Genomic DNA, 13,721 nt, shown 5'->3' with positions numbered 1-13,721 from the left:
TTCGATTGGTTTGTCGAGAACCTCGTGCAAGGCGTAGGCGGAAAATAGCTGGCTCTGCAAATGTGCATTGAGTGCGCTTGTCATCTCTTATACTATCCGATATATGACTGTATAACGCGGAACGAAGTTACGAAACCTGCCGGGTCTGCACGCAATCGCGTCGATGAAGGGTGGTATCATGAGCAAGTCTCTTGCAAGGGCGTTTGTCGCTGTAGCCAGCTTAGGGACATTCTATCTTGTTTTCGACAGTAAAGTGTCGGCCCAAAGCTAGGACCTTTGCGTGACTGCACCAGGCCTAAGTCCGGTTTCCCGATTTGCCCAATCCGAACGAAGGGGCCAGCTGTTGGGAAAGCGGTGCACTTAAGCCGGGTCCTCAACTGCCGAGAACGATGTCGAGACCACGATCGCGATTTCCTCGCCGGTGATTGCATTCGCAAACAAGGCGACGACAAGGCGATTTTCCAACCCGCGAAACGCGCGGATGCTAGGGGACCCCATTATTCCATTGATTTCAGCTCCCGTTTCTCGCGAAACCCTGTAGAATCCTGCAACTACCGGATCTCTTCGATTCATGCTGATTTTTCACCGATCAACACGCGACGGAGAAAGATCATGCAGATTTTCGCCATATCGAGGCCGGGAAACAGCGAAGAGACACAGCTTCTCCACAGCCACCATCGACTGCGTGCCCGCATATTCCGCGATCGGCTGGGTTGGAAAGTTGCTGCTACCGGCGACCAAGAATCGGATCGCTTCGACGCAATTCCTCCGACGTACATTTTTGCGGTCGCAGACACCGGTCAACTAATAGGTTGTGCACGTCTTCTTCCGGCGCAGGGTCCGACCATGTTGACCCAGGTTTTCCCTTCACTCCTTCCGGACGGACGTCTCAACTCCCATCCGAGGATGATCGAGAGTTCGCGCTTCTGCGTGGACACATCAATTGAAGAGGGGCGTGGAGCGGGCTCCGTTCACGAGGCAACGCTCACCATGTTCGCGGGCATCCTTGAATGGTGTCTCGCAAACGGCTTTACCGAAATCGTCACTGTCACGGACCTTCGGTTCGAAAGGATTCTCGCCCGTGTCGATTGGCCTCTTCAGCGTCTTGGTGAGCCCAAGAAGATCGGCGTGACAATGGCTGTGGCGGGCATTCTGTCTGCAAACCAAGGGACATTTCTGAAACTCCGCCCTGCCAACTACCGGTCCAATATCTCTCTCCCTTTTGACCGAGCAGCGTAGGGAAAAGCCAGTGAACCAGCTTAGATCCCATCCTCGACTTGTGCGCAAACTGCAGGAAGCTCTCGGAGATCAGCTCTGCGCCGCCCTTGAAGACGCGAAGGTCGTCGAAATCATGCTCAATCCGGACGGGAAGCTCTTCATCGAACGCCTCGGGCATGCTGTTGCCCCCGCCGGCGAGATGTCCTCCGCCGCGGCAGAGATGATTATCGGCACGGTTGCCCACGCCCTCCAGTCGGAGGTCGACACGGGCCAACCCATCATTTCCGGTGAGCTTCCGATCGGAGGCCATCGGTTTGAGGGCTTGCTGCCACCGGTCGTGGCAAAACCTGCGTTCACCATCCGCCGGCGTGCGTCGTGTTTGATCCCTTTGGACGACTACGTGCGGACCGGCGTAATGACGGAAGGTCAGGCTTCCATCATCCGCAGCGCGATAGGGGCTCGTCTTAACATCGTCATTTCCGGTGGGACAGGCTCAGGCAAGACGACGCTCGCCAATGCTGTGATCGATGAAGTCGTCAAAAGAGCGCCTACAGATCGGCTTCTGATCCTTGAGGACACCGCCGAGATCCAGTGCGCCGCCGACAACGCGGTTCTCCTCCACACCAGTGACACGATCGATATGGCGCGACTGCTAAAAAGTACCATGCGCCTGCGACCTGACCGCATCGTCGTGGGAGAGGTTCGCGACGGAGCGGCCCTTACCCTTCTCAAAGCGTGGAATACCGGTCACCCCGGAGGGGTCGCGACAATTCATTCAAACACGGCGACATCCGCCTTGCGGCGTCTTGAGCAACTGACTGCGGAGGCAAGCCAACAGCCGATGCAGGAAGTGATCGGCGAGGCGGTCGATCTCATCGTCTCCATCGAGCGCACATCCCGCGGCCGCCGCGTTCGAGATGTCATCCATGTCGAGCGCTTCGTGAACGGCGAATACCAGATCGAATCTGAAAGACTGACAGAAGAACAGGAGGCGCTGAATGTCGCGTAAAAACAGGGCTCTGCCCGGACTCATTGCAGCGACGGTTTTATTCGCGACCACAGTGCCTGCATTGGCCAGTTCCGGCGGCAGCCTGCCTTGGGAGGGACCGCTCGAGCGGATTCAAGAGTCCATCACGGGTCCCGTCGCCGGTTACATCGCTCTCGCGGCGGTCGCAATCGCCGGCGGAATGCTGATCTTCGGCGGTGAGCTGAACGATTTCGCGCGACGTCTGATGTACGTGGTTCTCGTCGCTGGCGTTTTGCTAGGAGCAACGCAAATCGTGGCTCTTTTCGGCGCGACCGGAGCTTCCATCGGTTTGTCCGAACCGCAAGCAACGACGCTGGTTGCAGAAGGGGAGTGCGCCCGTGGCTGAGCATCTGTCCCGTCTTCAGCGCAATCGCATTCACCGCGCCCTGTCGCGCCCGAACCTCCTGATGGGCGCCGACAGGGAACTGGTGCTCATCACAGGCCTGGCCGCAGTCATATTGATCTTTGTCGTGCTCACGCCTTACTCGGTCCTCTTCGGTACGGCCTTATGGTTCGCGATCATCGGAATACTCCGCTTGATGGCGAAATCCGATCCGCTGATACGACAGGTCTATCTGCGGCATATTTCCTACAAACCCTACTACAGAGCGACCAGCTCCCCGTGGCGGCAGTACTGAACCGATGGTCGCTCTCAAACACCTTCGGGCGAAAGGTCCGTCCTTCGCCGACCTCGTTCCCTACGCAGGTCTGGTTGATAATGGCGTGCTCCTCTTGAAAGATGGGAGCCTGATGGCCGGCTGGTATTTCGCCGGGCCTGACTGCGAAAGTGCCACTGACCTCGAGCGAAACGAACTTTCGCGGCAGATCAACATTATCCTCTCGCGGCTTGGCAGCGGTTGGATGATACAGGTCGAAGCCATTCGCATACCGACGGTCGACTACCCTTCAGAAGATCGGTGTCATTTTCCCGACCCCGTGACACGCGCGATCGATACCGAACGTCGGCAGCATTTCGGACGGGAACAGGGCCACTTCGAGAGCAAGCACGCTCTCATTCTCACGCACCGTCCCGCCGAATCCCACAAGGTGGGTCTCAGCAAATACGTCTACTCGGATAGCGAAAGCCGCCGGGAAACGTATGCTGATACCGCGCTTCTCACCTTCCAGAACGCTATTCGCGAGCTCGAACAATACTTTGCGAACACTCTTTCGATCCGGCGGATGGAAACGCGTTTGGTCGACGAGGGGCAAATTGGACGGATCGGCCGCTATGACGAGCTTCTTCAGTTCGCTCGGTTTTGCATCACAGGCGAGAACCATCCGATCCGACTGCCGGACGTGCCCCTTTATCTCGACTGGATTGCAACGGCTGAACTTCAGCATGGACTGACCCCAAAGGTCGAAAACCGGTATCTCGGCATCGTAGCCATCGACGGGCTTCCCGCCGAAAGCTGGCCGGGAATTCTCAATCGCCTTGACTTGTTGCCCCTCAGCTATCGCTGGTCGTCACGTTTCATCTTCCTCGACGCGCAAGAGGCGCGTCAGAAGCTCGAGCGGACCCGCAAGAAGTGGCAGCAGAAAGTTCGGCCCTTCTTCGATCAGTTGTTTCAGACACAGAGCCGATCCCTCGATCAAGACGCAATGACCATGGTTGCCGAGACTGAAGACGCGATTGCCCAGGCATCGTCACAGCTGGTCGCTTACGGATACTACACGCCGGTCGTCATCCTTTTCGAAGAAGACCGGGGACGACTACAGGAGAAAACCGAGACGGTCCGCCGGTTGATACAGGCTGAAGGCTTCGGTGCAAGGATCGAAACGCTTAACGCCACAGATGCCTATCTCGGCAGTCTTCCAGGCAACTGGTACTGCAACGTTCGAGAGCCACTGATCAATACCAGCAACCTCGCGGATCTGGTCCCACTCAACTCGGTTTGGTCAGGAAGCCCGATTGCCCCTTGCCCTTATTTTCCAGCCAGTTCTCCGCCCTTGATGCAGGTGGCAAGTGGCTCGACGCCGTTCCGGTTGAACCTGCATGTCGACGATGTCGGCCATACCCTCATCTTCGGCCCCACCGGCTCTGGAAAGTCGACGTTGCTGGCGCTGATTGCAGCGCAGTTCAGGCGCTACGAGTTCTCCCAGATCTTCGCTTTCGACAAAGGCAACTCACTCCTGCCGCTCACGCTGGCGGCCGGCGGCGACCATTACGAGATCGGCGGTGACCAAGGACAAGAGGGGAAGTTGTTGGCGTTCTGCCCGCTATTTGAGCTTTCAACCGATGGCGATCGTGCCTGGGCGAGTGAGTGGATCGAAATGCTTATCTCCCTGCAGGGCGTAACGATCACGCCTGACCACCGAAACGCCATCTCCCGCCAAATCGGTTTGATGTCGACAGCAGTCGGGCGATCGCTCTCGGACTTCGTCAGCGGCGTACAGATGCGTGATATCAAAGATGCGCTTCATCACTACACAATCGACGGCCCGTTGGGCCAGTTGCTGGACGCCGAAGAGGACGGCCTGACGCTTCGGTCCTTCCAATGCTTCGAAATTGAGCACCTCATGAATCTCGGCGAGCGCAATCTCGTTCCAGTGCTGACCTATCTGTTTCGAAGGATTGAGAAGCGGCTCGACGGTTCGCCAAGTCTGATCGTGCTGGACGAAGCCTGGCTGATGTTGGGCCATCCCGTGTTCCGCGGCAAAATCCGCGAATGGCTGAAGGTGCTGCGAAAGGCAAACTGCGCAGTCGTGCTCGCGACCCAGTCCATCTCCGATGCCGAGCGCTCGGGCATTATCGACGTGCTGAAAGAATCTTGTCCAACCAAGATTTGCCTGCCGAACGGCGCCGCGCGCGAGTCCGGCACGCGGGAGTTCTACGAGCGGATCGGCTTCAATGACCGGCAGATCGAAATCGTTTCGACGGCTCTGCCCAAGCGCGAATACTACGTTGCTACGCCCGAGGGCCGCCGCCTGTTCGATATGGCGTTGGGTCCCGTTGCACTGAGCTTCGTCGGGGCGTCCGGGAAAGACGACCTCAAGCGCATTCGCATGCTGAGATCAAATCATGGCCGGGAGTGGCCGATCCGTTGGCTCGAAACAAGAGGGGTCCACGATGCCGCATCGTTGCTCAAAATCGAATAGGACACTGGCAGGCCTGGTTGCCTGCGCTCTCCTCACCTGCGCGCCGCTGTCAGCACGTGCCGGTTCCGCGACGGGTGTCGCCACCGAGTGGACCCAGCTCGCCAACAATGCTCAGCTCGTCGATCTCCTCAAGAGCAATGGTCTGCAGGTCGACAACCAGCTTACTCAGATCAGCCAGTTGGCCGAGCAGATTCAAAACCAGCTGAAGATCTATGACAACATGCTCCAGAACACGGCGCAGTTGCCAAAGCACATTTGGGGCGAAGTCGAGCGCGACCTGAACAAGCTCCGCAGCATCGTCGACAAGGGTCAGAGTATCGCGTTCTCTATGGGCAACGCCGATGACGTCCTGCAGCAACGCTTCAGAAGCTACGCGGATCTGAAAACCAACCTGCCGAGCGGGGAGAGTTTCTCTTCGACCTACCAGTCATGGTCAGACACAAATCGCGACACCATCGCCGGCACCTTGAGAGCAGCGAGCCTCACGGCCGATCAATTCGACACGGAGGAGGGCACCATGAACGAGCTCCGATCGATGTCGCAATCCGCCGACGGGCAAATGAAGGCGCTGCAAGTCGGGCATCAAATCGCTACCCAGCAAGTTAGCCAGATGCAGAAGCTGCGCGGTCTCGTCTCGCAACAGATGACGCTGATGAGCACTTGGCTCCAGTCGGAGCAGACCGAGAAGGATCTAGCGCAGGCACGTCGGCAGGAGTTTTTCAAAGCGACCGCGCCATCCACATCCGGTGGCGAAAAGATGAAGGTGGAATGGTGAAACCAAAAATCATTCTGATCTCGATAGCCGCGATTATCCCGATTGCCAGCGCAAGTGTCTGGGTTTTCATCTCAGAAAAACATGCTGCTCAGGAGGCGCGCGCAAAATTCTTCGGCACATCGCAGGACTATCCCACATCAGGTGGTGAGAAGATGAAGATTGAGTGGTGACTATGATGTCAAACCTACCTCCGAACGTCCGGGCGGTCGCACTAATTGCCGCCATTATTTTGTTTTCCGCGTATCCAGCACTGGCTCAGGAAGGCTCGGTTCTTACATCCCTGCAAAACCAGATCATTACGGCTGCCAAAGGTTGGGAAGCAACAGTGATGAATGCCGCAAGATCCCTGTTCTGGATCCTGGCGACGATCGAAATCGGCATCGCAGCAGTCTGGCTTGCCTTGCAAGCCGCATCGCTGGACGGCTGGTTTAGCGCACTTGTCCGGCGCATCATGTTTGTCGGATTCTTTGCATTCGTACTTGAGCAGGGGCCAACGTTCGCGAAGGCAGTTGTCGATAGCCTTTTCCAGATAGGCGCCGGAGGAGGCACGGCCTCACCGGCAGACGTGTTCAACTCCGGGCTAGCCGTCGCGACGAAGATGTCGGAAAAGGTACAATTTGGTCTTTTCGAGGACAACGCACTGGCGATCGCAGCGGCTTTTGCCATGGTCGTGACCGTTATCGCATTCTCCCTCGTTGCAGCAATCTTCGTCTCCGTGATGGTAGAAATGTACGTCGGGCTGCTCGCCGGGATGGTCATGTTGGGTCTTGGCGGTTCTTCCTTCACCAAGGACTTCGCGGTGAGATATATAGTCTACGCCTTCTCGGTCGGCATGAAACTGATGGGGCTGGTGATGATCTCGCGTATTGGATCCGAGGTTCTCATTGGGCTCGCGAATGAGCCGGACGTGGGTGACCAGTTCCAGACCGCGCTTGCGATTGCCGGGATAGCAGTCGTCGTCTTTGTCATCGCGATGTACGTCCCGAACATCTTACAAGGCGTCGTTCAGGGTGCTTCTGTGACCGGCGGCATGGAAACGATACGGCACGGCAGTCAGGCTGCTTCGTTCGCTGCCGGTGCAGCATCGCTGGTAACCAGCTCGGTTGGCGCCGGTACTGCAGCGGCCCAGTCCGCCCGCGCTGCAGGTTCATCGATCGCCGGCTCAGCGCTCCGCGGTATAGGATCAGCACTCGGTTCTGGAGCAACAGCGGCCGGGTCTGCCGCCAAGGAGAAGGCGATCGGATCGCCCGGTGCCTACGCGGGCTCGCTGCTGGGTTTGGCTAATGCAAAATTGGATGAGGGGCGCGGTCGTGGAAAGGCACATAAGCCCCTCACTGAGCGAAACGAACAATCATAATCCAAAGGGATCGACAAATGGCTGCAAACCGCGTCCCCGAAAACCCTTACCTTGCCGCTCGCCAGGAATGGTCCGAGCGCTATGGATCCTACGTTCAGGCCGCCGCAGCCTGGCGGATTGTAGGCATTCTCAGTCTCATCATGGCTATCATCGGCTTCAGTTATGCGATGTATTTGAGCACGCAGGTCAAGTTGGTGCCCTACCTCGTCGAGGTAGACAAGCTCGGAACCCCAGTGGCCGCGGGCTTCCCCGAGCAGATCGAGTATGCCGACGCGCGTGTAGTGCGCGCAATGCTCGGCAACTTCGTGACCAGCTTCCGCAGCATCTCGCCGGACGCGGTCGTTCAGAAGCAATACATCGATCGCACCTATGCGCTTGTACGCACAGCAGATCCGTCGACTCAAAAGATCAACTCCTGGTACCGCGGCAATTCCCCCTTCGAAAAGGCGAAGACAACGACGGTTGCAATCGAGGTCAATAACATTGTCGCGATCTCGAACCAGACCTACCAAATGGACTGGACGGAGTATGAGCGCGACCGCAAGGGCAAGGAAACCGGCACCCGACGGTTCCGTGGCATCGCAACGGTCGCGTTAACCGCGCCGCAGGACGAGGCGATCATCCGCCTCAATCCGATTGGCCTCTATATCCAGGACTTCGACTGGACCGCACAGCTCTAAGGACATCCAAATGGACAAAACAGTGTTGAACGCGGCTGCGAGCTGCATGGCTGCACTCGTATTCGCCTGGTCAGCGCAGGCTCAGAGCATGACCAAGAACGAGGCCAAAGGCACCAGCATTTCTGGAAAATGGCGGGGTTCGTCAGGGCTTGTCACAAAGGGGCCCGATGGCAAAGTCATATTTCTGTTTGGCGAGATCCAGCCTTCCGTCGTCTGCTCACCGTTGCAGGTCTGCGACATTGAACTGCAGGGGGGCGAGATTGTTCGCGATGTCCTGGTCGGCGACACCGTACGCTGGAAGATCGAACCCGCGACATCAGGAGCGGCAGGCGGGCAAGCAATTCATTTGATCGTCAAGCCATCCGAGCCCGGTCTCGTGACTTCGATGGTCGTGACGACATCGCGGCGAACTTATCACATCCAGCTTAAATCCCATCCAAGCCAGTATATGGCGAGGGTGGGCTTCGAATACCCGGAGGACGCCTCGACCAGATTGGCCGATATCAACGCCCGCCTGGAAACCGGTAGCCTCGCCGGAACAAGGGCGGAAGCCTTGAGCTTTTCTTATTCTATAGGCGGTCGCGCGCCGTGGAAGCCGAAGCGTGTCTACTCCGATGGAACCAAGACCTACATTCAGTTTCCTCGCTCCATCGCGGGTCAGGACGCCCCCGTTCTCTTCGTTGTCAGCGGAGGCCAGAACCGCATCGTCAACTACCGGATGAAAAACGACATGATGGTTGTCGACTATGCAATCGACAAGGCAGTGCTCGTTTCGGGTGCGGGTTGGCGCCAGCAGAAAATCATCATCCGAAGAAGGGGCTGACAATGCGCAGTTTGCCCATTTCATTTCTCACAGTCGCACTTCTATCAGCTTGCCAGACCGGGGGTGAAGCGCTCTCCACGAACTCTTCTTCGAGCGCTGTCACCGGGCCGGCTGCCAGTGCAATCGCCGGTGATATGGCAGGCCGGTTTGCCGAACAGGTCGGCTCACCGGGAACGACGACCATCAAGTTCGATAAAGGCGAAACTCAGCACGCGACCGCGTTGGAAGCCGCCTTGCAGGGATGGGGTTACACGGTTGCGTCGGGAAACACGCCCATCAGAAAAGCCGAACTCCTTGAGCTTGCCTATTCGGTTGACGTTTTTGACGACCAGATTCTCGCCCGCCTGACGACCCCCTCGATCGCACTTGCCCGAGCCTATATGCCAACCGCAAACGGCGCGACGCCCGCCAGCCCGCTTTCGGTCATGCGACACAACTGAGGAGGAGATAATGGTCCAATCCCTTCAGCTTGGCACGTCCAGCAATGATGATCAGCGAGGAATGCGCCGCCTCAATCGTCTCCCGATTATAATCGCGATCGTGGTGACCATGCTCTTCTTCGGCATCGTGGTTCTCGGCCTTTCATGGAGAGGACTTTCCTTCAACCGCAGCGACGAGCTACGTGGCGCGGCGAGTATTCCGGCGACGAGCTTTGGCGAGCATCTCAAACGCGGTGTTTCGGATGGCATCATCGGAGAACCCGAAAAACCGGACGTTTTTCAGCCGGTCCCGGCGCTCGTTCAAAGCGAACCCCATAAGGATCCTATCCCTGAAACCAGTCCGATCGCACAACGTCCGCATTTCGACACCGAGGATGAATGGAAAGCCCGGCTCAAACGTGAGCAAGACGAGCAATTCCTCCGCGAAGCGCAGCGTCAGCGCATGGCACGGCTTCAGGCGGGCGTCTCTGCCCATGACTCGCCATTGAAGGTGAACATCGCGGATATTGAAGGTATTTCTAACAATTCAAGGGCCACGGACACTGGGGCCACCACTGCCGCAAGCAATGCGTCAGATCTCTACGCGACTGCGCTCAATGCCGGACTCATGGGCCAGAAAGGCGACCCGAACGGTCAGTCTTCGAAAGAAGACTTCTTCAACCAGGACATCAAAGATCTTGGTTACTTGCCGAACCAGGTCGTCCCGCAGCTGTCATTATTCGAACTAAAGCGCGGCTCGGTCATTCCCGCCACCTTAATTACTGGGCTGAACTCCGATCTACCAGGCCGGATCATCGCGCAGGTCAGTCAAAACGTCTACGACAGCGCAACCGGCCACCGGCTGCTCGTTCCTCAGGGAACGAAACTCTTCGGCCGCTACGATTCAAAGGTTTCCTTCGGCCAGGAACGTGTCCTCGTCGTTTGGACCGATCTCATCTTTCCAAATGGATCAACGCTGCAAATCGGGGGAATGGCGGGCACCGATGCCGAAGGATACGGAGGCTTTAGCGACAAGGTCGACCGGCACCTCTTAAGGACGTTCGGTTCGGCCGCGCTGATCGCTCTTATTGGAACCGGAATCGATATGTCGATGCCGGAGAGCTCGACGCGTGCGACACAAGATACGGCCTCAGACGCCGCGCGCCGGAATTTTGCGGAAACATTTGGCCGTGTTGCCGAACAAACAATCTCGAAAACCCTCAATGTCCAGCCAACGATCCGTATTCGGCCGGGCTACAAGTTCAACCTTCTCGTCGACCAGGATATCATTTTTCCATCCGCGTATCGGGGGTAGTTGGCTGTTCCCTGAGAGGAGCTTTCGGCCAAGTGATTGCATTGTGTGTGGCCCTGCGACCACAACTGGATCATCCAGCCTCTTCGCAATGCCCGCAATTTACGGTAGGTGCCTTGAAAGATGGATTTCCTTCGGTAGAAATAGTAAACACGGTTAGGAGGAGCAATTTCACATTAATCTACCACAAGTTGCTTTAATTATCGCGAGTAATTTCCATGCGCGCTTTCCCATGACCAGAAGGTCGGTAGCGCGACGATTGACCGTGTTTAAAGGGTAACGCCGGATCAAGAGGAGAGATAAACGTGAGTGAACACCTTCGCTCGTTCATCGACAGGCTGGAAGCCGCGCCTGATGAGCAAATGATAAAGAGTGCTCTCAAACGCTATGCCCGTTCCCATGGATATGAACAGTTCGCATATCTTCAAACCGACGGGTTTCAGGTCAAGACCTTCAATTCGTACCCTGGACCATGGCAACGCGACTACCTCAAGAGCGGATACTCCGCCTTGGACCCCGTTGTGATTGAAGCAAGACGGATGCGGGAGATGTTTCAGTGGACCGCGGACGACTGGCCAGTGCGAGGACGATCGGACCTGCGGCGCTTTCGCGACGAGGCAATCGATCATGGAATTCGATCCGGTGTCACTATCCGCGTTGAGGGCAGTTATGGATCTGCGCTGATGCTGACATTCGCGTCGCCGGAACAGAAAGCCAGCATTGCAGGAGCACTCGACTCGAAAACGGCGCTTCAATTGCTGATCACCGTCCACTATCAACTGAGAGCAGTTGCGGCGAAGACAGCAATGAATCCCAAGCGGTCGCTCTCGCCCCGTGAAATGTACTGCCTTATGTGGGCATCAAAGGGAAAGACGGTTGAGGAAATCGCCATTATTACGGGGATCAAGGCACGGACTGTGCAGCATTATCTTGATCAAGCTCGTGGCAAGCTCGATGCGGATTCAGTTACTCACCTCTACGCCATTGCCAAAGATCGGCACCTCGTCTGAGGCCTGCTCGTCGTCGTCGAAACGAACATCAGGCACGAAACCGAGCGCGTCGAGAATTTCCGAGAGCTCCGCTTGCTGGGCCTCGGATTTTTTTTGCCGTGCGAGGTATTCATCCTGGAGGGTCTGGAGCACCGCGCTGGAGATCGAGGGATCGTCGCTTGCGTGCAGCCACTCTTCGTAGACGGCCTGATCCGCCGCGAGAAGCACGCGATGTTCGCGGATCGCTGACACTGCCAACATCTCCAATTCAGCCATCCCCATCGAGCCGTATCGTGATGTGCCGTCCGCTCCCTTGTCCTTAGAGAATTCAGCGTCTTCCATCTGCTTATCCCGCGCCTTGCAACGTCCCGCAATCTCGTAACGGTTTGCCGAATATCACTACCCTACGAAATCGTAACAAGGGGATGATCGACAGGCGTCGTGATAGCACATGCCTTGTCGAATCGGAACTATAGTTCCTGGCACCATAGTGCCGAGTGGAGTTCCGCTCATGCGATGGATCTCAAGGAGGTCATGGCGGTGAACTTGCGTCGAATACGTCATGGCAAAAAACTGACGCAGGAAGAACTGGCCCATCGTACTGGCCTGAGCGTTCGACATATCGGGGATATCGAAAGGGCAAAGACTTCTGCCACCGTCACGGTGCTAGGTCAAATTTCCGCAGTATTGGATGTGGACCCGAGGGAACTTTTGGCCAAACGCTAGCATCCGTAGCTCAGTAGGTGGTTGAGAGAGCGCCTCGCTTTTGATTTTAGGTTGTCAGTCTCCTGTTTTCAGGATGGCGGCCGCATTGCCGTTGATGTTTTCACTGGATGTGAAAGCCAACGCCCCGTCCCAGGCCGCTTCAAGCATTCTATCCGCATTCGAACGTGAGTAGTTTTGGGCCCACGGAGGACCGAAAAGTGAAATCGGTCCTACGGTTGGCGCCACTTGCATTATATATTCTCCGCAAGGAGAATAATTATGGCAGCAGCAGCACGAGCCTATGCGCCCGCCGAAGCCGCAGCTCTTAGTCAAGTTGCTGTAAAGTCGGTACACAATGCAATAGACAAACGGATCATCGAGGCCCGTTTCGGGCGCGAGGGACGAGAACTGTCCGATGGGGATCTTCTACGTCTGAAGCTTTGGTACGGCGTGGGCTCGATCCTGTCGGCCGAGCGCCGCAAACGCTTGTTCGACACGATCGATGCGAATCCTAATGCCGATACGGTGCGAGCAGACGACTATCTGATTGTCGATGTGGCCCGGGCCAAAGAGCATCTGGCCGCCCGCGCAGAGGCACTCCGGGAAGCAGAGCAAAAGACCCAGACTGTCAAAGGCGTCGCGGGCAGCGAGCCGGATTTCAAAGGCACTCGAGTTCCCGTGCGAATGATCGTTGCCATGAAACGGCAAGGCGCCAGCACCGAGGAAATCGTCGAGGGCTATCCGTCCGTTACAGCACGTATGGTGGAGCTTGCCGAAATCTGGACGGCAGCTCACCCGGCTAGAGGGCGGCCAAAGAGGGTCTGACGGTAAAATCGGTGAAGCGTTTGCCGCTTAAAACTGGTTCCCGGAAAGCCTAGGGCGGCAACACTTCCGCAATGACGGTCAATCTCCACCGATGTGGGAGAGATCAATGCGAATTCCGGCGCGTTCAACATCTTCATTCGCCTGCGTTTGTTTTTCAGGCGTCGCCACTGCTGCGCCTTGATCATCGACTGAAGGCATGTTGCTTTGCTGCGGCGAAGCGACTGGCCCTCCCGGGTCTTCCGCCTGAAACACGCGCACGCCTTCGAACTCCCCGGTCTTCCACGCGTAGACCGCATCTTCGAAAATCTGCGGAAAGACGTCTTTGCTTGTAGGATTGCCGTACCACTTGGTAACAATCCTCAATATCTTGGCAAACATCGCGGTTCCGTTACGAAGGTTCTCGCAAGGGTCAACGATCTCTGCCTTCAGGTCCGCGGGTGTTGGTTTCCGCGCAGAACTGAGCCGGTTTTTCCACCGAGAAGTGAGCCACCT

General features: G+C 56.9%; 15 protein-coding genes and 2 pseudogenes. 15 read left to right on the top strand and 2 right to left on the bottom strand.

Annotated elements, in window-relative coordinates; translation table 11 throughout:
• Nucleotides 1-612 precede the first annotated feature (612 nt).
• From traI to I8N66_RS31540, 13 genes are all read left to right on the top strand, one after another.
• Nucleotides 613-1,239 carry an acyl-homoserine-lactone synthase TraI gene (traI, locus tag I8N66_RS31600; protein WP_291162628.1) on the top strand — a complete coding sequence of 209 codons (627 nt, stop codon included), beginning with the start codon at nt 613-615 and terminating at the stop codon, nt 1,237-1,239.
• Nucleotides 1,240-1,249: 10 nt separating this feature from the next.
• Nucleotides 1,250-2,227, top strand: coding sequence for a P-type conjugative transfer ATPase TrbB (gene trbB / locus I8N66_RS31595; RefSeq protein WP_291162624.1), 978 nt, complete (start codon nt 1,250-1,252; stop codon nt 2,225-2,227).
• The gene (locus tag I8N66_RS31590; protein WP_291162621.1) at nt 2,217-2,591 is read left to right on the top strand and encodes a TrbC/VirB2 family protein; all 375 of its coding nucleotides are present in this window, start codon (nt 2,217-2,219) and stop codon (nt 2,589-2,591) included. The genes trbB and I8N66_RS31590 overlap by 11 nt, the downstream gene beginning before the upstream one ends.
• Nucleotides 2,584-2,883: a conjugal transfer protein TrbD gene (locus I8N66_RS31585; protein WP_291162618.1), complete on the top strand. Its 300-nt coding sequence runs from the start codon at nt 2,584-2,586 to the stop codon at nt 2,881-2,883. The genes I8N66_RS31590 and I8N66_RS31585 overlap by 8 nt, the downstream gene beginning before the upstream one ends.
• Nucleotides 2,884-2,887: 4 nt before the next feature.
• On the top strand, nt 2,888-5,344 hold the full coding sequence (locus I8N66_RS31580) for a conjugal transfer protein TrbE (protein WP_291162615.1): 2,457 nt from the start codon (nt 2,888-2,890) through the stop codon (nt 5,342-5,344).
• Nucleotides 5,316-6,119: a P-type conjugative transfer protein TrbJ gene (gene trbJ, locus I8N66_RS31575; protein WP_291162612.1), complete on the top strand. Its 804-nt coding sequence runs from the start codon at nt 5,316-5,318 to the stop codon at nt 6,117-6,119. The genes I8N66_RS31580 and trbJ overlap by 29 nt, the downstream gene beginning before the upstream one ends.
• Complete coding sequence (gene trbK, locus I8N66_RS31570) at nt 6,113-6,289, top strand: entry exclusion protein TrbK (RefSeq protein ID WP_113535864.1); 177 nt, start codon at nt 6,113-6,115, stop codon at nt 6,287-6,289. Before trbJ ends, trbK begins: the two co-directional genes overlap by 7 nt.
• 5 nt (nt 6,290-6,294) lie before the next feature.
• Complete coding sequence (trbL, locus tag I8N66_RS31565; protein WP_291162608.1) at nt 6,295-7,476, top strand: P-type conjugative transfer protein TrbL; 1,182 nt, start codon at nt 6,295-6,297, stop codon at nt 7,474-7,476.
• A 17-nt stretch (nt 7,477-7,493) separates the two neighbouring features.
• Nucleotides 7,494-8,156: a conjugal transfer protein TrbF gene (locus I8N66_RS31560; RefSeq protein ID WP_113535866.1), complete on the top strand. Its 663-nt coding sequence runs from the start codon at nt 7,494-7,496 to the stop codon at nt 8,154-8,156.
• A gap of 10 nt (nt 8,157-8,166) precedes the next feature.
• Entirely contained in the window at nt 8,167-8,979 is an 813-nt protein-coding gene (gene trbG, locus I8N66_RS31555; protein WP_113535867.1) for a P-type conjugative transfer protein TrbG, read from the top strand.
• Nucleotides 8,980-8,981: 2 nt separating this feature from the next.
• Entirely contained in the window at nt 8,982-9,419 is a 438-nt protein-coding gene (trbH, locus tag I8N66_RS31550; protein WP_291162631.1) for a conjugal transfer protein TrbH, read from the top strand.
• A 10-nt stretch (nt 9,420-9,429) separates the two neighbouring features.
• Nucleotides 9,430-10,713 carry an IncP-type conjugal transfer protein TrbI gene (trbI, locus tag I8N66_RS31545; RefSeq protein WP_291162603.1) on the top strand — a complete coding sequence of 428 codons (1,284 nt, stop codon included), beginning with the start codon at nt 9,430-9,432 and terminating at the stop codon, nt 10,711-10,713.
• Between the two features lie 302 nt (nt 10,714-11,015).
• On the top strand, nt 11,016-11,720 hold the full coding sequence (locus I8N66_RS31540) for an autoinducer binding domain-containing protein (protein WP_291162600.1): 705 nt from the start codon (nt 11,016-11,018) through the stop codon (nt 11,718-11,720).
• On the opposite strand, the gene I8N66_RS31535 is transcribed toward I8N66_RS31540, so the two are convergent.
• Nucleotides 11,673-12,041 carry a transcriptional repressor TraM gene (locus tag I8N66_RS31535; RefSeq protein WP_291162597.1) on the bottom strand — a complete coding sequence of 123 codons (369 nt, stop codon included), beginning with the start codon at nt 12,039-12,041 and terminating at the stop codon, nt 11,673-11,675. The genes I8N66_RS31540 and I8N66_RS31535 overlap by 48 nt on opposite strands.
• Nucleotides 12,042-12,215: 174 nt before the next feature.
• Here I8N66_RS31535 and I8N66_RS31530 point away from each other — a divergent pair, with 174 nt between their 5' ends.
• Entirely contained in the window at nt 12,216-12,425 is a 210-nt protein-coding gene (locus tag I8N66_RS31530) for a helix-turn-helix transcriptional regulator (RefSeq protein ID WP_291162594.1), read from the top strand.
• 258 nt (nt 12,426-12,683) lie between these two features.
• Nucleotides 12,684-13,282 (top strand): annotated as a pseudogene (locus tag I8N66_RS31525) (DUF433 domain-containing protein).
• Nucleotides 13,283-13,307: 25 nt separating this feature from the next.
• On the opposite strand, the pseudogene I8N66_RS31520 reads toward I8N66_RS31525, so the two are convergent.
• A pseudogene (locus tag I8N66_RS31520) lies at nt 13,308-13,721 on the bottom strand (hypothetical protein); the annotation flags it as partial.

This window comes from Ensifer sp. SSB1, from assembly GCF_016652895.1.
Lineage (GTDB): Bacteria > Pseudomonadota > Alphaproteobacteria > Rhizobiales > Rhizobiaceae > Ensifer.
This window is presented reverse-complemented; position numbering and strand designations above follow the sequence as displayed.